We start from the raw sequence: 23,009 nt of genomic DNA, 5'->3' as shown, positions 1-23,009 counted from the left end.
GCGATGCGAAGCAATCACAAATGGGGAAAAGTATATTTAGCAGTGGTTTTTGTCATTTTGTATATGCCAATTGTGTATTTAATTTACTATTCATTTAACAGCGGCGGTACGATGCATGATTTTGAGGGAGTGACGCTAGACTGGTATAAAGAAGTCCTCCATGACACGAGGCTATGGATTATTGTGCTGAATACGATCACCATCGCCCTTCTGTCATCAGCGATTTCCACGATTCTTGGCGTAATGGGGGCATTGGCGATTTATTACGTGAAAAGCTGGCGAATGAAGCAAATATTATTGATGTTAAACAACGTGCTGATCGTCAGTCCCGATGTCATCATCGGCGCCTCATTTTTAATTTTGTTTACGATGATCGGCATTCAGCTTGGGTTTACCTCTGTCTTATTATCCCACATTGCGTTTAGCGTGCCGATTGTGGTACTCATGGTGCTTCCGAAACTGCAGGAAATGAGTTCGACATTGATCGACGCAGCGCGTGATTTAGGAGCGAATCAATGGGATGTGCTGACGAAAGTCGTCCTGCCGTATATTACTCCTGGGATTTTTGCCGGCTTTTTCATGGCGCTGACGTATTCGCTCGATGATTTTGCCGTCACCTTTTTTGTGACCGGAAACGGCTTTTCTACGCTGTCAGTAGAAATTTACTCGCGGGCGCGCCAAGGCATTTCGCTGTCGATTAACGCGCTGTCGGCGCTGTTGTTTTTATTGACGATTGCGCTTGTCATCGGCTATTACTTCATCAGCCAAAAAAGTGCTGTATCCGGAATGGGGGGGCGGCGTAGATGAAAAAACTGACCATCTTTTTTGCCGCTGTATTTGGCGCCGCACTATTGCTTTACTATGTTTCGCTTGCGTTGAATCGGACGGAAGGCTATGTGGGGAAAAATACGTTAACCGTTTATAACTGGGGCGACTATATTGATCCCGCGCTCATCAAAAAATTTGAAAAGCAAACAGGCATAAAAGTGATTTACCAAACGTTTGACTCGAACGAGGCAATGATGGCGAAGATCGCTCAAGGCGGCGCGACGTTTGATGTCGCCGTGCCGTCGGAATATGCGATCAGCAAAATGAAAGAGGACGGTCTGCTTATTCCGCTCGACCATTCCAAATTGCCAAACTTAAAATATATCAACCCTCGCTTTTTAAATTTGTCGTTTGACCCTGGCAACCGTTATTCCGTTCCGTATTTTTGGGGGACGGTCGGCATCGTCTATAATCCGGGCATGCTTGGCGGCAAAAAAATCACCAGTTGGAATGATTTATGGGATCCGGATTTGCGCAATCAAATTTTATTGGTAGATGGCGCGCGCGAAGTGATCGGCATGGGGCTAAACAGCTTGCATTACTCGCTGAATGATACGAACAAGGAGCATCTCAAAGAAGCGAAAGAAAAATTAGACCGCCTCGTGCCGAATGTCAAAGCGATTGTGGGTGATGAAATTAAAATGCTTTTGGCGAATGAAGAAGCAGCGATCGGTGTCGTCTGGTCAGGAGATGCGGCGGAAATTATTGCGGAAAATGATAAGCTCGATTACGTCGTGCCGAAAGAAGGATCGAACTTATGGTTCGATAATATGGTGATTCCGAAAACGGCGAAAAACATTGAAGGGGCGCATAAATTTATCAATTTTATGCTTGACCCGAAAAACGCCGCACAAAACGCAGAGTATGTCGGTTATTCGACGCCAAATAAAAAAGCGCTTGATTATATGCCAAAGGAGATCACCGAAGATAAACGGTTTTATCCTGATTTTGACTCCATCGGGAATTTGGAAGTGTACAAGAATTTAGGAAAACGGATGCTCGCATATTATAACGAGCTGTTTTTGCAGTTTAAAATGCATCGGAAATAAGGTCTTTTCCAATACGGAAAAGGCCATTTTGTTTTCTTTTCTTAAAAGTGGGGGTGGGCATAGCTCTAGTATTCCATTATATAGCTGCTCATATATATAGCTGCTCATTTCGGGAATTTTCTTGAATTTTGGGAAAAGGAACAAGAGAAGTGAAAACGAACAGCTTGCTTCGGCTTTATTGTTTTATCAAAAACAATCATGTTATAAAGAAAAAAGAAAGCGCTATCAAAAAGGTGCATCTTCATTGCATTTTCAAATGAAAGCCTAAGAAGGGGGAGTGAGTGGACATGATGCAAAAAATTCAGCGGTTTGGTGCGGCCATGTTTGTACCGGTATTGCTTTTTCCGTTCGCTGGTATAGTCGTTGGCTTGACCATCTTATTTAAAAATCCTGATATCATGGGGTCCATTGCTGATCCGAATGGAATGTGGTACAAGTTTTGGACGGTAGTAGAAGAGGGTGGATGGACGGTCTTCCGACAAATGCCGTTATTGTTTGTTATAGGCATTCCGATTGGGTTGGCAAAAAAGGCCCATGCGAGAGCTTGTATGGAAGCGATTGTTACTTATTTAACCTTCAACTATTTTATTAACGCGATATTGACTCTTTGGGGAGATAAATTTGGTGTAGATTTCAGCCAGGAAGCTGGCGGAGTTAGCGGTTTGACAATGATTGCGGGAATCAAAACATTAGATACGAGCATTATTGGAGCGATCGTTATATCTTCTATTGTTGTAGCGCTTCATAATCGCTATTTCGATACGAAACTTCCTGATTTTCTTGGCATTTTTCAAGGTTCATCATTTGTGGTGATTATTGCGTTTCTTGTGATGCTTCCAGTTGCTTTAATAACAGCATATGTTTGGCCAATCGTACAACATGGCATCGCATCTTTACAAGGATTTTTAGCAAGTTCGGGAGTGTTTGGGGTTTGGTTGTATACATTTTTAGAGCGCATCCTTATTCCAACAGGATTGCATCACTTCATCTACGGTCCGTTTGTCTTTGGTCCTGCGGTTGTTGAAGGAGGAATCGCTAAGTATTGGATGGAGCATTTATCAGAATACGCAACATCTGCCCATTCTTTAAAACAAATGTTTCCAGAAGGCGGATTTGCATTGCATGGGATGTCTAAAATCTTTGGTATTCCAGGCATTGCATTAGCGATGTATGTTACTGCAAAACCAGAAAAAAGAAAACAAGTTTCAGGGCTATTAATCTCTGCCGCTTTAACGGCTGTTATTGCTGGAATTACAGAACCGATTGAATTTACTTTCCTGTTTGTGGCACCTTGGTTATTTGCCGTTCATGCAATTTTAGCAGCCACAATGGCAGCGGTGATGTATGCATTCGGCGTTGTAGGAAATATGGGCGGGGGACTGCTAGAAATCGCTACGGCAAACTGGATTCCACTATTTAAATATCACAGCACGACTTATCTCATCCAATGGGCAATCGGTTTCGCGTTTATGATTATTTACTTCTTTGTTTTCCGATATTTGATTCTTAAATTTAATGTTGCGACGCCGGGACGCGAAGCGGATGATTCATCAGAGACGAAATTATATACGAAAGCAGATTATAAAGCAAAAAAACAGGCTAACCAAAATGTCAGTAGCAACAGCTATACAGTTCAAGCATTGCAATTTTTAGATGCGCTCGGTGGTCCTGAAAATATCGTGTCGGTTACTAATTGTGCCACACGCCTTCGCGTTAGTGTAAATGATGAATCAAAAGTCGCGCCGGATAGTGTGTTCAAGTCTGCAGGGGCCCATGGTGTCGTTCGTAATGGCAAAGCAATTCAAGTGATCGTTGGTTTATCGGTTCCGCAAGTGCGAGAGCAGTTCGAGAAAGCTTTAGAAGAAAAGGGATTTAAAACAGGGTCATAACAATCATCTCATAATGGATAAAAAGATGGGAAAATTCTTATCTAATGTGAAAAAGAACGGAAAGTGTGATTAGGTCCAGAATGGCTGGAATCCATTGTTCCCATATTTTCGGTTTGCTATAACAGTAGTGAAAGCGCTCACTATAAAAAGGAGGAAGAAAAATGAAAAAGTTTTCCATTTTGATTGCAGGTGGGGGAAGCACATTTACTCCGGGGATTGTGTTAATGTTATTGGATAACTTAGATAAATTTCCAATTCGTAAATTAAAATTGTACGATATTGATAAAGAACGTCAAGATATCATTGCCGGAGCGTGTGAAGTTATTTTAAGAGAAAAAGCTCCAGAAATTGAGTTTCTCGCTACTACTGATCCGGAAGAAGCATTTACCGACGTTGACTTCGTCATGGCCCACATTCGGGTTGGAAAATACGCTATGCGTGAATTAGATGAAAAAATTCCGTTGAAATATGGCGTGGTAGGCCAAGAAACGTGCGGGCCAGGTGGAATTGCATATGGAATGCGTTCTATTGGAGGAGTATTAGAATTAATTGATTATATGGAAAAATACTCTCCTAATGCATGGATGCTCAATTATTCCAATCCAGCAGCGATTGTAGCTGAAGCAATGCGCCGTCTCCGTCCTCATTCGAAAATACTTAACATTTGTGATATGCCTGTTTCGATTGAAGAACGTATGGCGCGGATTTTAGGATTAAAATCCCGCAAAGAAATGACGGTAAGATATTATGGATTGAACCATTTTGGATGGTGGACAGATATTCGCGACAAAGAAGGAAATGATTTAATGCCTAAGTTAAAGGAGCATGTTGCAAAGTACGGATACCTTGTAAACGACGGTGGGGACAATCAGCATGTTGATGCTAGCTGGCAAGATACATTCTTAAAAGCGAGAGACGTATATGCGTTAGATCCGGATACATTACCGAACACATATTTAAAATACTATTTGTTCCCGGATGAAGTAGTGGCACATTCTAACCCGAATTATACAAGAGCAAATGAAGTAATGGATGGACGCGAAAAATTTGTATTTACGGAATGCAAAAAAGTCATTGAAAACCAATCAACAGAAGGCTGCGCTCTTCATATTGACGAACACGCTTCATACATTGTTGATTTAGCGCGCGCCATTGCCTATAACACTCATGAAAGAATGTTGCTTATTGTAGAGAACAAAGGGGCTATTTCTAATTTTGACCCGACTGCAATGGTGGAAATTCCATGCATTGTCGGCAGCAACGGGCCTGAACCGCTATCGATCGGGGAAATCCCGCAATTCCAAAAAGGATTAATGGAACAACAAGTATCTGTGGAAAAGTTAGTGGTAGAAGCATGGATAACAAGATCTTACCAAAAATTATGGCAAGCTATAACACTATCTAAAACAGTACCAAGCGCGAAAGTAGCAAAACAAATATTAGATGATTTAATCGAAGCAAATAAAGGATATTGGCCAGAATTGCATTAAAAAGAATACGAAACAAAAAGTACAGCACTTCGTCTTTTTGTTTCATTCCTCCTCCTTCCTTTAAAAAGAAATAGTTATTTAGTAAACTTTTTTAAAGGAAGGAGGGCCAAACAATGAAAATCGAAGAATTGATTAATAAACATTATAATCGGCTAAATGAGACCGATTTCCATATTTTAAATCATAAAAGCGAATGCCACAAATTAGGAATCAACAGTTTAGCAGAAAAGTGCAATGTTTCGCGTTCATCCATCTTAAGATTGGCCCAAAAGCTTGGGTTTAGCGGATATAGTGAGTTTCGTGTGTTTCTGAAATGGCAGGAACAAGAAGGGAACAATAGCGATAAAAGCCAAGTCGAAATTTTAAGCAACGATATTCTCGAAACATTAAAGTATATCAAGACAAAAGATTTTTCTGAAATGTGCAAATTAATCCATCACGCGCAAAGAATATTTATTTATGGAACCGGTACGGCGCAATTAGATTGTGCCTTTGAATTACAACGAATGTTTCTGGCCGTACAAAAATATTTGCATGTCATTCAGGCGCAAACGGAATTTGAAATGGTAATTAAAGACCTGACGCTAGATGATTTAGTCATTATTATTTCTTTTTCTGGAGATACTCCGACGATTTTTTCCGCAGTACAGTCATTGGTCGCGAAAGGAATACCATTTATTTCAGTAACAAACTTAAAAAATAATCGGTTGGCAAGGATGGCTCCTTTTAACTTGTATGCCAATAGCTCGAGCAGCGAATTAAGCGATGGCACTAAACTTAACACGTTTGCTTCTTTTTTTATTATAGGAGAAATGCTTTTTAGTCACTATGTCGATTATCTCAAGCAACTGCAAATCAATGAAAAAACTGGTGAATCGTCATGAGAAAATCGAAAAATTTTTTAGCTTGGAATTCTCAGGCCATCATGGCTAAAAGCACTGTATTTTTTAAAGCAGCCATTTACTTTTTTTATACAGTACCATTGATTTTTGTCACTTACCTGTACTTAGTGACGCTTCATACGCACCAAACCTTTTTCACTCCGGTAATCCGCGAGCCGATCATCACCATTATGTTTGTTATAGCGATGCTAAATCCTTTTTTTGCTGTATTAACCAAAGTAGCGGTAAATGATTTAGAAAACAAAAAATATGTCCAGTTATCATATGTGATATTGTGGATGGTAGCCGCATCTCAATTGCTTATTGGCAATCTCTTGATCAGCATCATTCTCTTATTCGGCTTGCATCAACAAAGAAAAGAACAACCAACGTTATTAAAAGAAGGAAAGATAGAGCTCAAACATAAAGGAGCATGTGTGAGACTTTTCGGTAGTACATTAGTATTTTTTCTCTCTATCGTTTGTTTATTTTTATTCATTAAAATTACATTTTAAAAACGGATAGAAAGTGGGTTGAGATATGCTGAAAAAATTATTTAGTAAAAAAATAGAGACGAGAGTAGTGGAAATACATTCCCCGCTTGATGGGGAAGCAATACCGCTAGAAGAAGTTCCTGACCCTGTATTTGCCCAGAAAATGATGGGAGACGGTTTAGCGATTATTCCGAAAAACGGAAAAGTAGTTTCCCCTATTAACGGAAAGGTTGTGCAAATTTTCCCTACGAAGCATGCAGTCGGCCTCGTTTCAGAGGAAGGATTAGAAATACTTATTCATATTGGATTAGAGACTGTAGAGCTAAATGGGGAAGGATTTGAAGTCGCGGTAAGCGCCGGCGAAACAGTGAAAGTGGGAGACCCTTTACTGAATGTAGACCTCGATTGTTTAGAGCAAAAACATAAAGAAATCGTAACCCCGATTGTTATTACCAATCTGCTTGATAAAGCGGGAGATTTAGAATATATCGCAAAGAATAGCGTAGTAACAAGAGGGGATGTAATAATGAAATGCAGTGTAAAAGTGAATTGAACAGCTACATCGATCTGTTTTATCAAGCTGGCCTACAGACAAAGGTACGAGCCGGTTGTGTTGCCAGCAATAAGAATAGAAATAAAGAGGTGGCTGATCCCGAAAGTTTTGAGGATCAGCCACCCATCTATATAAAAAGGGGGGGATTGATTAGTTTGTTTTTGCTTGCGCTTCTTTCCATTTGGCCAGTTCGTTTTCTACCTCTTCTTCCAGAGAGGAAGGGCGATAATGTTTAGACGCCAAGAAGTGGCGGGCGGCGGTGGTTTCCGCTTCTAAAGCAAGGATACGTTCTTCCATGCGCGCGAATCCGCGCAGCGCGTGATCGGGATGGAAGGAAGCGAGGGAGGCATCCATCTGTTTCAGCGCTTTGGCGGCGTTGGCACGTGCGATCAATTCTAATTGTTTTGCTGAAAGCTCGTCATATTTTTCCTGTAGCTGTTTTAATTGTTCTGTCACGTATGCGGTTTTTTCTTTCACCGTTTTGTATTGTTGCTCATAGGCGGATAATTTTTTCTCATACAATAGTTTTTCCCGCAGCGCGAGCTTCGCTATCGCTTCTTCGTTCCGTTCGAGCGCCAATGTTGCTTGGCGAGCTCGCTTTTCGATGATCGCTTTCGTTTGCGCGATCAACGTTTCATAGCGCTGTTCGGCGAGTATTTGCTGGGTGAGGGCTTGATGGCCTTGTTGAATATGTTCCTCGAGTTCGCGTAAGTATTGTTTTGTCATGGCGATCGGGTCTTCCCATTGATCGACCAGTTTATGCAAATCAGCAAGTATCATCGTTTTGACACGGCGGAATAATCCCATGTTACGAATCCTCCTTTTTTATGTTTTTTTCCCATTCATCTAAAATATGTGCCGCTTGAATGGACGGCGTTGGCCATGATCCGATGGAGCTTGTCTGTTGCTGTTGGCGTTTTTTCAGAAGATAAGCAGCGACAAACGCCAACGCGATCAATGCCCATTTCGGCAGCAAGCCAATGAGCCCCCACGCCATCAACGCCAATCCCAGCCATTTAAAAGATCCTGCCGTTTTCCACCATACCCAGCCGATGACAAGCAACGATAGGTGAAAAAGAAAGACAAGGATTCCAAACATCATCCAGACATGGGGAGCCATCATGCCCGCTGGCCCTTGATAGAAGGCAAAATGGCGATGCCCGGCAAACGGTCCGCCGTAATAAGGCATGTCCATATCGAAAATGATCAAGCGGCTTCCAAACCAAAACGGAATCATATGCATCACCCCGTATCCCACAAGAAACAAAACGGCAAGCAGGACAGCTGTTCTTTTTTCCATGCACGCTGTCACCTCCTTTTCCATATGGTGTGGACGGTGTTGCGGTGCTTCGCTTGTCCGCGAATAAAGCCAGCGCTTAGAAAAGATCGCGGACATGGACGCAAAGGGGAATGTTTTTTGGTTTTTCCCTCGTGCAGTTTGCATTGTAAAAAAGAAAAGAGAAAATTAGGTGAAAAAACGAAAGCAAAAAATTTTTTATAAAAAAAAGCGCCTTCCATGATCGGAAGACGCTTAGCACGGGATTTTGACGATAAACTCGCTTCCTTTGCCGACTTCGCTTTGCACGTCAATCGTGCCGCCGTGCGCATCAACGATCCATTTGGCGATCGACAAGCCGAGCCCGTGACCGCCCTGTTGGCGCGAGCGCGCTTTGTCGACACGGTAGAAGCGGTCAAAAATGCGGCGGATTGCTTCAGGAGGAATGCCGATTCCCGTGTCTTTTACCGAGATCGTCAGCCGTTTCTGCTGTTTCCAAGGCTCCAGGCGAAGAGATAAAGAGACTTCGCCGTGATCGGGAGTATATTTGATCGCGTTGTCAAGCAATATATATAAAAGCTGTGTCAGCTTGTCCGCATCGGCGGTAATGATGATTGACTCGGGAGCGTGAAGATGCATTTGAATTTGTTTTTTTGCCGCTAATTCGGATAATAACTGGAGCGTGCGTTCAGCGTACGGGCGGAAATCAAATGTTTCTTTGACCAACTGCAAGGAGGCATGTTTTGCATCTGCACGCGCTAACGTCAATAAGTCATTGATAAGCTTTGTCATCCGTTTGAGTTCTTCCCGAAGCCGCGTTAACAGCTTGTGCGCAAATTCGTTTTTCGTTACTTCTTCTTCCATTGCGAGTGCTTCGACAGAGGAAAAAATGACGCTAAGCGGCGTCCGCAGCTCGTGGGATGCGTCGGCGACAAACTGCCGCTGGCGGTCATACGCTTCTTGAATCGGAATAAGCGCCCGTTTGGACATAAAATAACTTAATACAACGGCAACGCCGATAAATAAAATAGCTAGACCGATCAAAACGACTAATAGCCAGCGAAAGATGTTAAAAAAGGATGTGACATCCACGCCGACATACAAGATGCCAATGACATTTCCATGCAGAACAACGGGACGTGCGGCGGTCAAAAGCCGCAATTCATGGGAATGAAGGCGGGTAAATGCAGCCAGCTGTTCAGGAATATCGACTGTTACATAAGTAGGCACATGTTCATTTACCCTTGATTCTTGCAAGGCTTTTAATAAAAACGGCCTCATATATTTGTTGACCTCATCTCCCGCAATCAGTTGTCCATCCGTGCCTACGACGTAAAAAAAGAATTGATCCTCGTTTAATAATACGACGCTTTCCTCGTCAAAAAAATCAAAATCGCTTTGTTTCAACAGAAACTGTTCGATCGCTTTTTGTTCTTGATTGACCAAGCTAATGATCCGCCGTTCTTGGTCGTTGGTGGCAACCAAATAAAAAAGAAAAGCAGCAATTGCGATAAATAAAGTGAGAAACACCATCAAAATACCGCTATATAATGCGGTCAGGCGCCATTGCGTGCGGTGAAACAGGTCGCTGTTTTTGATTTTCTGCAGCCAATCATTCCATTTATTTATCAATTTTATATCCCACCCCGCGCACCGTTTGAATGATCTCTCCTTTTAGCTTTTTCCGTAATAGTTTAATGGTGGCGTCAATCGTTTTCATCGACACATCGGTATCCCATCCCCATACGCGGTCAAGGATTGTTTCACGCGGTACGACGTGTCCGCGGTTTTGTAAAAGAAGGTCTAATACTTGAAATTCGCGCGGAGTCAATAATATTTCTTCGTTGCCGCGGTGAAGGGTATGGCTCGTTCGGTTTAACACGAAGCCATGGAAATGCACGATGTCTTCCTGAAGCGGCAGGAATGTGCGCCGCGCCAGCGCTTTAAGGCGAGCCATTAATTCATCAATTTCAAAAGGTTTGACGAGATAATCATCGGCGCCTGCCTCCAGCCCTTCTACGCGGTCTTGTACCGCATCTTTTGCCGTTAGCATCAGAATGGCGCCCGTGTAGCCGTTTTCCCGAAGCCGTCTGCAAATCTCCACGCCGTCCCCGTTTGGCAGCATCCAATCCAGCACCAATACATCGTAAAATGAGGCAAGCGCGTAATCGTATGCCTCTTCTCCTTCCTGCACCCAATCGATATGGTCAACACCTTTTTTCTTTAGCAGGTGAACGATTAATTCCCCTAGGTACAAGTCATCTTCAGCAAGCAAGATTTTCATCGTCTTTTCTTCCTTTCTCATTTCCGTTTCTCCTTATGAATAATCATAACAGATGTTCGTGAAAAATCGATGAAAACGCGAAACGGGTTGACAAAAATCAATTTTTCACCATATTTTCACTTTTTTTGCTTATACTGTTTTCCGACGAGATTAAAGGAGGAATCGTATAGTGAAACGAATCAGGCAAGCGCATTTATGGATAGGATTAATTACTTCTATTTTCCTGCTAACGGAGGCAGTGACAGGGCTTTTGCTGGCAGAGCCGTGGCTGATTGGTCAGCAAGAAAGGGGAGAACATCGCGAATTCCTTTCCCCGAATTCATCGACACCAGAGCATTTCAACAATTTCCAAGAGGGCAGGCAGGTACGGGAAGCGGGCGGGTCTGTACAATCGCTTGCTGGCATCATCCGCGGACTGCATGAGGGGAGACTTGGTTCCTTCAATGTTAAATGGGCGATTGATATCGCCGCTGTGGCAATTATTTTATTAACGCTATCAGGAATTTATGTGTCGCTTCGATTGCTTGTGGCACAGCGCCATCGCAAAAGAAAACGGCCATTGCCTGTCCCACGGAATAAAACAACAGATGAAGAAAGGAGAAAGGAACGATGGATATGAATATGATGCCACCATATGAACCACAAACCGTTCGACCGCCGAAAAAAGGCCGTTTCTTTTCTTGGCTTGCCGCTTCGCTTGCTGGGGCGGTGCTTGGCAGTGCGATTACGTTATACGCTGCGCCGAAGGTTGGCATTTCGTCACCTTCGTCATCTGCAGGAGAAACGAAACAGACCGGCACTTCTACATCTACAGAGGCTCTCCCGCTGCAGCCGACGAGAAGCGTATCCAATAATATGATAACCGCAATTGAAAACGTCACGGATGCCGTTGTCGGTGTCGTGAACATTCAAAAGCAGGAAGATTTCTTTTCTGATCGTACAGAAGACCAGGAAGCGGGAACCGGTTCGGGAGTCATTTTTAAAAAAGATGGAAATACCGCGTATATTGTCACGAACAACCATGTGATTGAAGGGGCGAACAAAGTAGAAGTATCGCTGGCTGATGGCAAAAAGGTGAAAGCAGAGATTGTAGGAGCCGATCCGCTAACGGATTTAGCGGTATTAAAAATTGATGGCAGCCGCGTCACCAAAGTAGCAAGTTTCGGTGACTCGTCCAAGTTGCGGATCGGGGAGCCAGTTGCGGCGATCGGCAATCCGCTTGGCCTTGATTTATCGAGGACGGTGACGGAAGGAATTGTGAGCGGAAAGCGAACCATGCCCGTTTCCACTTCTGCTGGCGAATGGGAGTTAAACGTGATTCAAACCGACGCTGCGATTAACCCGGGTAACAGCGGCGGCGCGCTTATTAATAGTGCGGGGCAAGTGATAGGAATTAACAGTTTAAAAATTTCTGAAACGGGAGTGGAAGGATTAGGATTTGCCATTCCAAGCGAAGATGTCAAGCCGATTGTGGAACAGCTGATGCAATATGGGAAAATAAAGCGTCCGTATCTTGGCGTGCAGCTTGTGGATGTCGCCGATCTTTCCGATGAGGTGCGAAAAGAACAGCTGCAATTGCCAGACAGCGTAACGGCAGGAGCGGCGGTGGCAGCGGTAGAACCGTTCTCTCCAGCTGCGGATGCGGGACTTCAATCGAAAGATGTCATCGTCGAAATGAATGGGCAAAAGGTAGACAGCGTCAGTGCGTTGCGAAGATATTTATATACGAAAACGAAAATTGGTGAGAAAGTGAGGGTTGTCTTTTATCGCAATGGAGAAAAGAAAACAACTTCCATTACATTGCGGGCGAGAGGAGACAGCGAATCATAATGATATCCACTGATGCCTGTTCGCATGGACGGACAGGCTATTTTTTTCGAAACAACCGTTTATACCGTGCATCATACTACTTTTGGCTTGCAGGAATGATAATTAAACTTTTCGAATATTATGTAAATATAGGACAAATAGCTTAATTTCCCGTTTTTGAGTGATTAAAAAATGGATTATATAAGAAGTTTTGACATAGAAATGAAAATGAAAAAGCGCTGGTGGTTGTCATCACTGTGTGGGAAGAAATGCATCGCCTCTAGGGAAGCGCGGGCATAGGGGTCGCCCGCGCTTTTTCGCCTACATGGCGTTTTATGGAATGGCTTTATTTGCCGCATGGAGAAAGAAAAAGCAACATCCAAAGAGCGCGCTGCAATTGCCTATCCATGTTAAAGCAAACAACGATTAGTATGTAGCGACATTCGATGTATGTGGTAAACGGACCTTGTTTGTACCGTGCAAACGGTATTTTTTGAAAAAGATAGAGGAAATATGAGGAAAGTTGTCGAAAAAATGTAATGGATGAAACTAAAGCAAGATGTCTTTCGTATGATAAGGTAAATGACGAGGGAAGGGGGAAACGGGGGTGTTCGGCTATCCATTGGAAACGGTGTATCTTGCTGTCCTGATTGTAAGCGGGAGCTTGACACTCTTATATATTTTCTTTAGCGATGTGGTGGATGGCGTTTTCGAGCTGCCCGATCATCCGTTATTTAGCCCGCAACTCGTTTTATCATTTTTCACAGTTGGCAGCGCATCCGGTTTTTTGTTAGAAAGATATACGGAGCTGCCTGCCTGGTTGATTGCGGCGATGAGCGGGGGAATTGCACTCATTGTTGTATTGCTTTTGCATTTTTTCGTCTTTATTCCGCTTCGGTCGGCAGAAACATCGTTAAACTATTCCGATACGGACTTGGAAGGCTCGCTTGCTAAAGTGATCGTCACCGTTCCGCGTGATGGATTTGGCGAAATTTTATTGACGCGCAAAAGCGGCGCGGTTTCAAAAGCGGCCAAAAGCATAAACAACGAAGAAATTGCCTCCGGAACGGAAGTGATCGTTGTGAAAATGGAAAACGGCGTCGCCGTGGTGGCGAAGCACGATCCATATGATATTTCATCATTACATAAAGGGGGATATATGGAATGACGCCATTGTTAGTAGTCATTGGAGTGGTTGTACTGCTTCTTGTCGGATTAATCGCCATTTTTATCACCCGTTACCGTACGGTCGGCCCAGATGAGGCGCTCATTGTGACAGGCAGTTATTTAGGAAGCAAAAATGTGCATGTCGATGAATCCGGCAATAAAATTAAAATTGTCCGCGGCGGCGGCACGTTTGTCCTGCCGATTTTCCAGCAGGCCGAACCGCTCAGCTTGCTTTCTATTAAACTAGACGTGCAAACGCCGGAAGTGTATACGGAACAAGGAGTTCCCGTCATGGCGGACGGCGTCGCCATCATTAAAGTCGGCAGTTCGATCGGCGAGATTGCCACAGCAGCGGAACAATTTTTAGGAAAAACACGCCAGGATATGGAAAATGAAGCGAAGGAAGTGCTAGAGGGCCATCTTCGTTCCATTCTCGGTTCGATGACGGTGGAGGAAATTTACAAAAACCGCGATAAATTTTCGCAAGAAGTGCAGCGCGTCGCCTCGCAAGACCTGGCAAAAATGGGGCTTGTCATCGTTTCGTTTACGATTAAAGATGTGCGCGATAAAAACGGCTATTTAGACGCGCTCGGAAAACCGCGCATCGCCCAAGTGAAGCGCGACGCCGATATCGCGACGGCGGAAGCGGAAAAAGAAACACGCATTAAACGCGCAGAAGCGGATAAAGAAGCGCGCAAAGCGGAGCTCGAGCGCCTGACGGAAATCGCGGAAGCGGAAAAAATCAATCAATTGAAGCTTGCCGAATTCCGCCGGGAACAAGATATCGCCAAAGCGCGCGCCGATCAGGCGTATCATTTGGAAGAAGCTAAAGCGAAACAGGAAGTCACCGAGCAGCAAATGCAAATTAAAATTATTGAGCGGCAAAAGCAAATCGAATTGGAAGAAAAAGAAATTTTGCGCCGCGAACGGCAATATGATTCGGAAGTGAAGAAAAAAGCGGACGCCGAACGCTATGCGATTGAGCAAGCCGCGGCGGCGGAAAAAGCGAAGCTAATAGCTGAAGCGGACGCGCAAAAATACCGGATCGAAGCAATGGCGAAAGCCGAAGCGGAGCGCATCCGTCTCGATGGATTGGCAAAAGCGGAAGCAGAAAAAGCAAAAGGGGAAGCCGAGGCAGAAATTATCCGTCTGAAAGGTTTGGCGGAAGCGGAAGCAAAACAAAAAATCGCCGAAGCGTTCGAGCGTTATGGTCAAGCGGCGATTCTCGACATGATCATCAAAATGCTTCCAGAATACGCAAAACAAGTGGCGAGCCCGCTTGCCAATATTGATAAAATTACGATTGTCGATACGGGTTCTAATAGCACAAACGGCGGTGCGAACCGCATCACCGGCTATGCGACCAACTTAATGGCCAGCCTGCAGGAAACATTGAAAGCTTCCGCGGGGATCGATGTGAAACAATTGTTAGAAAACTTTGCGGCGAAAGGAAATGTGGAACCGTCAAGCGCCCAAGCGAATGAAGAAGCGGCGGAGCAACGGAAAACAGCAGGGCAATAATCAAAGGGGCTGAGACGATCAGCCCTTTCTTGATGGAGAGATGTCATCGTTGCAACCGCTGGGCGATTCCGCTATTATGTTAAATAGTGGAATTGACATTAATAAAGTAGGATGATGAAACGATGAAGCGTGCAAGGATCATTTACAATCCAACGTCAGGCCGGGAAATATTTAAACGGCATTTGCCGGAAGTATTAGTACAATTGGAAAAAGCGGGATATGAAACATCATGCCATGCGACAACCGGGGCGGGCGATGCGACGGAAGCGGCCCGCAAAGCAGTGGAGCGCGAATTTGACTTAGTGGTGGCTGCCGGCGGGGACGGAACGATCAACGAAGTCGTCAACGGGATTGCCGATCAAGATTATCGCCCCAAGCTTGGCATTATTCCAGTCGGGACGACGAACGATTTCGCCCGCGCGATCGGCGTGCCGCGTTCGATCGAAAGGGCATGCGACATTATCGCCAACGGGGAAGCTGTTCCGATCGATATCGGCTGCGTCATGAATGAAGGGAAAACCCGCTATTTTATTAATATTGCCGGCGGCGGCCGTTTAACCGAATTAACCTATGAAGTGCCAAGCAAATTAAAAACCATGCTCGGCCAGCTTGCCTACTATTTAAAAGGAATCGAGATGCTTCCGTCGATCAAAGCGACAGAAGCGCGCATTGAATATGACGGCAAAATATTTGAAGGCGAAATTATGCTCTTTTTAGTGTCGCTGACGAACTCGGTCGGCGGCTTTGAAAAACTGGCGCCGGATTCGTCTTTGAATGACGGCATGTTTGATTTAATTATTTTAAAGAAAACGAATTTGGCTGAGTTTATCCGGCTTGTAACGCTCGCGGCGCGCGGCGAACATATTAATGACCCAAATCTCATTTACACGAAAGCAAACCGCATTAAAGTGATGTCGCCGATGCAGTTAAATTTAGACGGAGAGTTCGGCGGCATGCTTCCGGGGGAATTCGTCAATTTGTACCGGCATTTGGAAGTATTGGTATCTAAAGAAAAAGCAGAGCAAATGAGGACAGGGTACTAATCCCTGTTCTCTTTTTGTGCTGCACAGAATTGTGTGCTACAATCATGACAGCACTGTGTGGACGATGGATACTGATTACGCTTAATATGTCTATATAAGACTTCTGATGGATAAGAAGTTTGTCACAGATTTTTTCGACTGTCGGAGGCAAGTCTTTGATTTGCCTTCGTCACGCTAATGCGTGGCAGATGACCGAACAACGCGCTGGCAGACAAATATATTTGTCTGCAAAGCAGGCTGTTGTTCGGTCACCGACAGTCGGAAAACATCGTGATTCTTGGATAAAAAGTTCAAAAGACGATATAGCAGAGCTAGTTCCTCGAAAGGTGAAGAACAATGGCAAACATCGAAGCACCAGTAATGAAAAACGAATATTATGATGTGACATTTGAAGATTTGACACATGACGGTTTAGGAGTCGCTAAAATTGACGGGTTTCCCATTTTTGTCAAAAACGGGCTGCCGGGCGAGAAGGCGAAAATCAAAGTCATCAAAGTGAAAAAAGGATATGGCTACGGACGCCTTATCGAGCTGCATGAGCAAAGCCCGGACCGCGTCGCGCCCCTGTGCCCGATTTACAAGCAGTGCGGCGGCTGCCAGCTGCAGCACTTAAGCTACGAAGGACAGCTCAAAGCAAAACAGAAACATGTGAAAGAAGTAATGGCGCGTATCGGCAAATTGGAAAATGTCATCGTTCATCCTGTCATCGGCATGAAAGACCCATGGCGCTACCGCAACAAAGCGCAAGTGCCTGTCGGCGAGCGCGAAGGTGGGCTGGTCGCGGGATTTTACCAAGAGCGCAGCCATGAAATTATCGATATGGATGCCTGTCTCATCCAGCAGGAAATGAACGATGTCGTCGTACAGACGGTGAAAAAAATTTGCGAAAAATACCGCATCCCTGCCTATAACGAAGTATCGCATAAAGGGGTGCTCCGCCATATTATGGCGCGCTACGGGGCGGCGACGAAAGAAGTCATGGTCGTCCTCATTACCCGCACGGAAGAGTTGCCGCATAAAAAGAAAATTGTGCAAGAAATTATTGACTCCGTGCCAAATGTAAAATCGATTATCCAAAACATTAACCCAAAAAAGACGAATGTGATTATGGGTGACGAGACGAAAGTATTGTGGGGAGCCGAATGCATTTACGATTACATCGGTGACATTAAATTCGCGATCTCGGCTCGATCTTTCTATCAAGTCAACCCGGAACAAACAAAAGTGCTATATGAAAAGGCACTCGAATATGCTGGTTTGACGGGAAAGGAAACGGTGATCGACGCTTATTGCGGCATTGGTACGATTTCCTTGTTTTTAGCGAAAAAAGCGAAAAAAGTGTACGGCGTCGAAGTGGTGCCGGAAGCGATTGAAGATGCAAAACGCAATGCTGAATTAAACGGCATCACCAACGTCGAATTTGCCGTCGGCGAGGCGGAAGCGGTCATCCCGCAATGGTACGAACAAGGCATCCGCGCGGACTGTATCGTTGTCGACCCGCCTCGCAAAGGCTGCGATGAAACGCTTTTACAAACCATCATTGCCATGAAGCCGAAGCGCGTTGTGTACGTTTCCTGCAACCCGGCGACATTGGCAAGGGATTTACGAATTCTCGAAGACGGCGGGTATAAAACATTGGAAGTGCAGCCGGTTGATATGTTCCCGCATACCGCGCATGTGGAGTGTGTCGCTAAACTAACCTTGAAGTTGTAGAAACTAAATAAAAAAACTCCTGCCAAAGTCGAAATAAAATTTTGATAAATGGTTGGAAAAAGGCTTGAGGGAAAAGGGAAAACCTTATCCCTCCAGCCTTTGTTTTTAACATTTTCCCGAGAAGTCTCCCTTCCTCTAAACGGAGTAAAGGGGGAGATGAATCGGGAAATTTTTGATTCACAAAAACGAACATATGTTTTATAACTAACCCATCCAATGAGGAAGGAAAGAAGGTAGTTTTCACGCTTCTTGGCTAAAAAGTGTTCTTCCGAGCATTCAAAGTGGATTTGGAGCGATTGTACGACTGCAATCTGGAGTCCGCCCACATTTGGAATGAATGTCTTCGATTGGCGAAAGGCTATTTTCTCCAATACAGCCGCTCGATCATCTAAATGGAATGAAGGCGAGAGAGGTTCATACGGTTTTACGAAGCCTCAATGAAATAGGCGCTTCAATCAGTAAAATAGGCACTTCAATCAGTAACAACCACCCAACAGAGTACATAGCTTGTTGATGAGAGTACTCGAAGTAGTCGGTGGATTTATCTGAATTTGCAGATATCTTTCTGATTACTTTCGTTCTACTCTCATCCCTGTCTCTGGTTAAGTCGCCAGAAACTACAAAATTTAATAAGGATGGTGTGAAATGTATAATTTCCAAGATGAACTTCAAATGTTAGGGTTGGATGATTTCGCGGCGGATGAGGTGATGGTTTGGGATCCTCAAACCCAGACCTATTTGGTTGATGATGCTCGTCAATTCGGTGGACGCTGTGGAGGACGTTGCGGAGGCCGTTGTGGTGGACATTGTTTTGGCCGTTGCGGTGGACATTGTTTTGGCCGTTGTTTTGGACATTGTTTTGGCCGTTGTTTCAACTGCTTTAGTTGCTTTAGCTGCTTCCATTGCTGGGGGGGAGGTTTTGGCGGAACTTTCTAGTCCCCTAGCACAAAAAGGTGATTACCTAAGAAGAATGGACTGCCCCTGCGTAATTCTCTGCAGGGGCCCCGCTTTATGAAATGAACATAAAGGACAAATAGATGTACATAAAATGATACTACGCATTTAGGAACAACTCACGGATACGGAGGGGTAGAATGAAAAATCTGAACGCTTCCTCGCGTCTGAAGGTGAAAAGAGACACGTTTTTTATCCCTGATCCAAACGGTGGTGTGTATTTTAGGAATAACTCCAGCTCATTTCGTATGAAAGGCAATACAATTTATCAGTGGATTGAAAAACTGATGCCCATGTTTAACGGAGAGCACACATTGGGAGAATTGACAAAAGGATTATCGGCCCCATATCGGAACAGGGTGTATGAAATTGCAGAAATTCTGTACAAAAACGGCTTTGTTCGGGATGTGAGCCAAGACCGTCCGCATCAATTGGACAGCAAGATCCTCCAAAAGTATGCTTCACAAATTGAATTTATAGAAAGTTTCGTTGATTCCGGTGCGTTCCGTTTTCAAGTATATCGTCAATCTAAAGTATTGGCAATCGGCTCTGGCCCATTTTTGGTCTCATTGGTTTCTGCGTTGACCGAATCAGGATTGCCTAAGTTCCATGTTCTGATTACAGATTCGATGCCTACTAATCGAATGCGGTTGAAGGAACTGGCGGAGAATGCCCGCAAAACGGACTCCGAAGTAGCAATAGAGGAGATAACTCTACAGAAGGGAGCGGGGGAGAGTTCTTGGCGAGAAGTGGTACAGCCATTTGAGTGGATTTTATATGTCTCGCAGGAAGGCAATGTAGAGGAGCTGCGGGCCCTTCATGCCGTTTGCAGGGAGGAGAAGAAGGGGTTTCTCCCTGCCATATCTTTGCAGCAAGTGGGTTTAGCTGGTCCATTAGTGCATCCGGACTCTGAGGGATGCTGGGAGTCTGCATGGCGTCGCATACATCGATCCGCGCTTCGCGAAGACCGACCGTCGCAAACTTTTTCTTCAACAGCGGGAGCGATGTTGGCAAATGTGATAGTATTTGAATTATTCAAAAAAGTTACAGGAGTGACGAAATCGGAACAGAGAAATCAGTTTTTCCTTCTCGATCTGGAAACATTGGAAGGTGACTGGCATTCGTTCATACAACATCCAATGGTGACGAATGAATGTGTGGCGGCTGAATTGATTCAAGATCTGGATTGGAGGCTGAAACAGAATTCGAGCCGCAGTGATCCGAGTAGATTGTTTCATTATTTCAATCAATTGACATCCGCAGAATCAGGAATTTTCCATATATGGGAGGAAGGCGGCTTGAAACAGCTTCCGTTGGCCCAGTGCTGCGTTCAAGCTGTGAACCCACTATCGGAGGGACCGGCTGAGCTGCTTCCAGAAGTTGTCTGTGCGGGTCTGACACATGAGGAGGCACGGCGGGAAGCTGGGTTGGCTGGGATTGAAGCGTATGTATCGCCAATGATAGATTTACTTGTTAAGGCATCTTTAAACCGCGAAAAAGAAGTTGGTGTGATCACACCACAGGAATTTATCGGTGTCGGGGCAGGGGAAACGATTGCGGAAGGCATTTGCCGGGGATTGCAAAAGTGCTTGGACGAGGAGCTGTGCAAACGGCAAGTTAATCGCAGGGAACCTATTTTTCGGGCATGGTTGGGTACGGTGGGGGATGAGCACTGCCGTTTTTATTTGCAGGCACTGACGACGATGCATGGACCGCCGACGATCGGTTTGGGAGAGAAGGTGTCAGGCTTTCCTGTGGTATGGGTCGGCACGAGAGGCCGCTGGTATGGCAGTGCCGGCTTGAATATCACAATGGCGCTGCGGAAAGCGCTAGAGCAGGCGCTTATGGATGCACAAAATCAAGCTCAAGCGGCTTCACTTCGAATACAAGTGCTGGATGATTCCTCCATTCTTCTAAACGAAGAGGAGCCATTAAGACTTGAGATCCCTGCTTGTGAAGAAACGGCACAATTGGAGCTCTTGCAGTCCGCCATGCAGGTCTTGAAACAGAATAGGATACGACTTTTCGTCTTTGATTTAGCGATAGAACCTTTTTTGAAAGAGGAACTGGCAGGGGTGTTTGGCGTGCTGTTAAGAAAGGAGAATTTCTGATGGGTGCTTGCGTATTGATGGTTGGAGAAGGGGTATTGGCAGATTTTGTGTATGAAAAATTGTCCGTTCAATATCAGGTGGTTCGGCAAATTGATTTCGAGAAAGGAGTTCCGGAAGAAACGGGTTTGGCTCTAGTGTTGCACGATGCTTGGCATCCCTCCGCTCATCACAAGGCGGAAGAGGTGCTACGACCGTTAGGCATTCCATGGCTTCGGGGCTTCGTTTCATTTGGTGAGGGCGTGATCGGTCCGCTAGTTCGCCCTAATACACCGGGATGTTCTCAGTGTGCTGATATGCGACGCCTTATAGCGGGGTACGACCGTAAGGAAATGTGGGAGCTGCAACAGATGATGGCGGTGCAAGGAGGAATACAACGTGATGCATGGGTATCACGAACTGGACTTTTGCAGATGGCCTACCTGATCGCCGCGGAAACGAAGAGGGTGTTAGAAGGCAGTCGTGCCCACTTAGAAGAAAAGGTGTTCCTAATCAACCTGAAAACATTAAAGAACTCATGTCACTTCTTTCTGCCCGACCCATTATGTACGGTATGTGGTCAATTACCCGACGATTCACCGACAGCAGCCCAAATATCGCTGCAACCAAGTCCAAAGATCAGCGCTGACAATTACCGCTGCCGTCCGATAGAAGAGTTGAAAGAAGTACTGGTCAAAGACTATCTAGATTACCGAACTGGATTATTGAATGGTAAAATGCATCATTTCGTGCTGCCGTTTGCGGATGTCGTTGTCAATATGCCGTTGTTTATAGGAGACGAGGGAGTGGCAGGACGGACTCATTCCTATGAGATTAGCGAGTTAACCGCCATTTTGGAGGGATTGGAGAGATATTGCGGCATCGAACCTCGTGGCAAACGAACGGTGGTTTATGACAGTTACCGAAATCTAGCAGATCAAGCACTCAACCCATTAAAGGTAGGAGTGCATGCAGAGGAACAGTATGCGCGACCCGATTTTCCGTTCAAACCGTTCCATCCTGATCGTCCAATGAATTGGGTATGGGGCTATTCGTTTTTACAAGAGCGTCCGATTTTGGTCCCAGAGTTGCTCGCATATTACAGTTTAGGAGGTGGGGATGGCTTTGTCTACGAAACTTCCAACGGATGTGCATTAGGCGGGAGTTTAGAGGAAGCGATTTTCCATGCCATTTTGGAGGTGGTGGAGCGTGATTCATTCTTAATGACTTGGTATGCGCAGCTGTCTCTTCCGCGTCTTGACCTTCGTTCCGCTAACGATAAAGAATTACAGTTGATGGTCGAACGTGTGCGTGCAGTGGCGGGATATGATCTGTATTTTTTCAACTCGACGATGGAGCACGGGATTCCAAGCGTTTGGGCAGTGGCGAAAAACAGAAAACAAAAGGGGTTGAATCTTATTTGTGCCGCTGGAGCTCATCCGGACCCCATACGGGCGGTGAAAAGCGCGATTCACGAGTTAGCTGGCATGATGCTTGTGCTTGACGAGAAATTGGAGGCAAACCGAAAGAAATATGAGAAAATGTTACATGATCCGTTATTAGTGCAGCAGATGGAGGACCATGGCATGCTGTACGGTTTGCCGGAAGCAGAGGAACGTCTGCAATTTTTGTTGGATGACAATCGTCCGTTGCGAACGTTTGAAGAAGAATTCAAACAGCAAACGAAGAGTGCGGACTTGACGGATGATCTGCGGGATATTCTTCAGAAGTTTCGACGATTGAACCTCGAGGTAATTGTGGTGGACCAGACAACACCCGTAATCAAAAGAAACGGATTATATTGCGTGAAAGTACTGATTCCAGGAATGTTACCGATGACATTTGGACATCACCTTACCCGCGTGACAGGTCTCGAGAGGGTGCTCCGGGTACCGATGGAACTCGGGTATACGAAACAACCGCTCACACTTGAACAGCTTAATCCACATCCCCATCCGTTCCCATAGGAGG

General features: G+C 45.0%; 20 protein-coding genes. 16 read left to right on the top strand and 4 right to left on the bottom strand.

The window, feature by feature from the left end:
• Positions 1-3: 3 nt before the first annotated feature.
• The 7 genes from BV455_RS06965 (at position 4) to BV455_RS06935 (ending at position 7,184) form a co-directional block, all read left to right on the top strand.
• Complete coding sequence (locus tag BV455_RS06965) at positions 4-807, top strand: ABC transporter permease (RefSeq protein WP_042408865.1); 804 nt, start codon at positions 4-6, stop codon at positions 805-807.
• Positions 804-1,877 (top strand): ABC transporter substrate-binding protein, encoded by a 1,074-nt coding sequence (locus BV455_RS06960; RefSeq protein WP_042408861.1) that lies wholly within the window; start codon positions 804-806, stop codon positions 1,875-1,877. Before BV455_RS06965 ends, BV455_RS06960 begins: the two co-directional genes overlap by 4 nt.
• Before the next feature lie 287 nt (positions 1,878-2,164).
• The gene (locus BV455_RS06955; RefSeq protein ID WP_042408857.1) at positions 2,165-3,766 is read left to right on the top strand and encodes an alpha-glucoside-specific PTS transporter subunit IIBC; all 1,602 of its coding nucleotides are present in this window, start codon (positions 2,165-2,167) and stop codon (positions 3,764-3,766) included.
• 161 nt (positions 3,767-3,927) lie between these two features.
• Positions 3,928-5,256 carry a 6-phospho-alpha-glucosidase gene (locus BV455_RS06950; RefSeq protein ID WP_218687884.1) on the top strand — a complete coding sequence of 443 codons (1,329 nt, stop codon included), beginning with the start codon at positions 3,928-3,930 and terminating at the stop codon, positions 5,254-5,256.
• Positions 5,257-5,369: 113 nt separating this feature from the next.
• Positions 5,370-6,140 (top strand): MurR/RpiR family transcriptional regulator, encoded by a 771-nt coding sequence (locus tag BV455_RS06945; protein WP_218687883.1) that lies wholly within the window; start codon positions 5,370-5,372, stop codon positions 6,138-6,140.
• On the top strand, positions 6,137-6,652 hold the full coding sequence (locus tag BV455_RS06940) for a hypothetical protein (RefSeq protein ID WP_218687882.1): 516 nt from the start codon (positions 6,137-6,139) through the stop codon (positions 6,650-6,652). Before BV455_RS06945 ends, BV455_RS06940 begins: the two co-directional genes overlap by 4 nt.
• A gap of 25 nt (positions 6,653-6,677) precedes the next feature.
• Positions 6,678-7,184 (top strand): PTS sugar transporter subunit IIA, encoded by a 507-nt coding sequence (locus tag BV455_RS06935; RefSeq protein ID WP_042408848.1) that lies wholly within the window; start codon positions 6,678-6,680, stop codon positions 7,182-7,184.
• A 150-nt stretch (positions 7,185-7,334) separates the two neighbouring features.
• On the opposite strand, the gene BV455_RS06930 is transcribed toward BV455_RS06935, so the two are convergent.
• From BV455_RS06930 to BV455_RS06915, 4 genes are all read right to left on the bottom strand, one after another.
• Entirely contained in the window at positions 7,335-7,991 is a 657-nt protein-coding gene (locus BV455_RS06930; protein ID WP_218687881.1) for a PspA/IM30 family protein, read from the bottom strand.
• A 1-nt stretch (position 7,992) separates the two neighbouring features.
• Positions 7,993-8,484: a hypothetical protein gene (locus tag BV455_RS06925; protein ID WP_218687880.1), complete on the bottom strand. Its 492-nt coding sequence runs from the start codon at positions 8,482-8,484 to the stop codon at positions 7,993-7,995.
• A gap of 231 nt (positions 8,485-8,715) precedes the next feature.
• On the bottom strand, positions 8,716-10,092 hold the full coding sequence (locus BV455_RS06920) for a sensor histidine kinase (RefSeq protein WP_017434374.1): 1,377 nt from the start codon (positions 10,090-10,092) through the stop codon (positions 8,716-8,718).
• The gene (locus tag BV455_RS06915; protein ID WP_218688023.1) at positions 10,082-10,744 is read right to left on the bottom strand and encodes a response regulator transcription factor; all 663 of its coding nucleotides are present in this window, start codon (positions 10,742-10,744) and stop codon (positions 10,082-10,084) included. The genes BV455_RS06920 and BV455_RS06915 overlap by 11 nt, the downstream gene beginning before the upstream one ends.
• A gap of 169 nt (positions 10,745-10,913) precedes the next feature.
• Between BV455_RS06915 and BV455_RS06910 the strand changes: the two genes are divergently transcribed.
• The 9 genes from BV455_RS06910 to BV455_RS06870 all read left to right on the top strand — a co-directional run bounded on the left by BV455_RS06910 (position 10,914) and on the right by BV455_RS06870 (position 23,005).
• Positions 10,914-11,363, top strand: coding sequence for a PepSY domain-containing protein (locus BV455_RS06910; protein WP_218687879.1), 450 nt, complete (start codon positions 10,914-10,916; stop codon positions 11,361-11,363).
• Entirely contained in the window at positions 11,360-12,574 is a 1,215-nt protein-coding gene (locus BV455_RS06905) for a S1C family serine protease (protein WP_026078384.1), read from the top strand. Before BV455_RS06910 ends, BV455_RS06905 begins: the two co-directional genes overlap by 4 nt.
• Positions 12,575-13,160: 586 nt before the next feature.
• Positions 13,161-13,721, top strand: coding sequence for an NfeD family protein (locus tag BV455_RS06900; RefSeq protein ID WP_042408843.1), 561 nt, complete (start codon positions 13,161-13,163; stop codon positions 13,719-13,721).
• On the top strand, positions 13,718-15,241 hold the full coding sequence (locus BV455_RS06895) for a flotillin family protein (protein ID WP_017434368.1): 1,524 nt from the start codon (positions 13,718-13,720) through the stop codon (positions 15,239-15,241). Before BV455_RS06900 ends, BV455_RS06895 begins: the two co-directional genes overlap by 4 nt.
• Positions 15,242-15,363: 122 nt before the next feature.
• Positions 15,364-16,284, top strand: a complete 921-nt coding sequence (locus BV455_RS06890; RefSeq protein ID WP_017434367.1) for a diacylglycerol kinase — start codon at positions 15,364-15,366, stop codon at positions 16,282-16,284.
• Positions 16,285-16,620: 336 nt separating this feature from the next.
• On the top strand, positions 16,621-17,997 hold the full coding sequence (gene rlmD, locus BV455_RS06885) for a 23S rRNA (uracil(1939)-C(5))-methyltransferase RlmD (RefSeq protein ID WP_218687878.1): 1,377 nt from the start codon (positions 16,621-16,623) through the stop codon (positions 17,995-17,997).
• Between the two features lie 645 nt (positions 17,998-18,642).
• Positions 18,643-18,933: a heterocycloanthracin/sonorensin family bacteriocin gene (locus tag BV455_RS06880; protein WP_071997939.1), complete on the top strand. Its 291-nt coding sequence runs from the start codon at positions 18,643-18,645 to the stop codon at positions 18,931-18,933.
• A 158-nt stretch (positions 18,934-19,091) separates the two neighbouring features.
• Positions 19,092-21,062, top strand: a complete 1,971-nt coding sequence (locus BV455_RS06875) for a putative thiazole-containing bacteriocin maturation protein (RefSeq protein WP_218687877.1) — start codon at positions 19,092-19,094, stop codon at positions 21,060-21,062.
• On the top strand, positions 21,062-23,005 hold the full coding sequence (locus tag BV455_RS06870; RefSeq protein WP_042408831.1) for a TOMM precursor leader peptide-binding protein: 1,944 nt from the start codon (positions 21,062-21,064) through the stop codon (positions 23,003-23,005). The genes BV455_RS06875 and BV455_RS06870 overlap by 1 nt, the downstream gene beginning before the upstream one ends.
• The last annotated feature ends 4 nt before the right edge of the window (positions 23,006-23,009 follow it).

This window comes from Parageobacillus caldoxylosilyticus (assembly GCF_019272935.1).
GTDB lineage: Bacteria > Bacillota > Bacilli > Bacillales > Anoxybacillaceae > Saccharococcus > Saccharococcus caldoxylosilyticus.
This window is presented reverse-complemented; position numbering and strand designations above follow the sequence as displayed.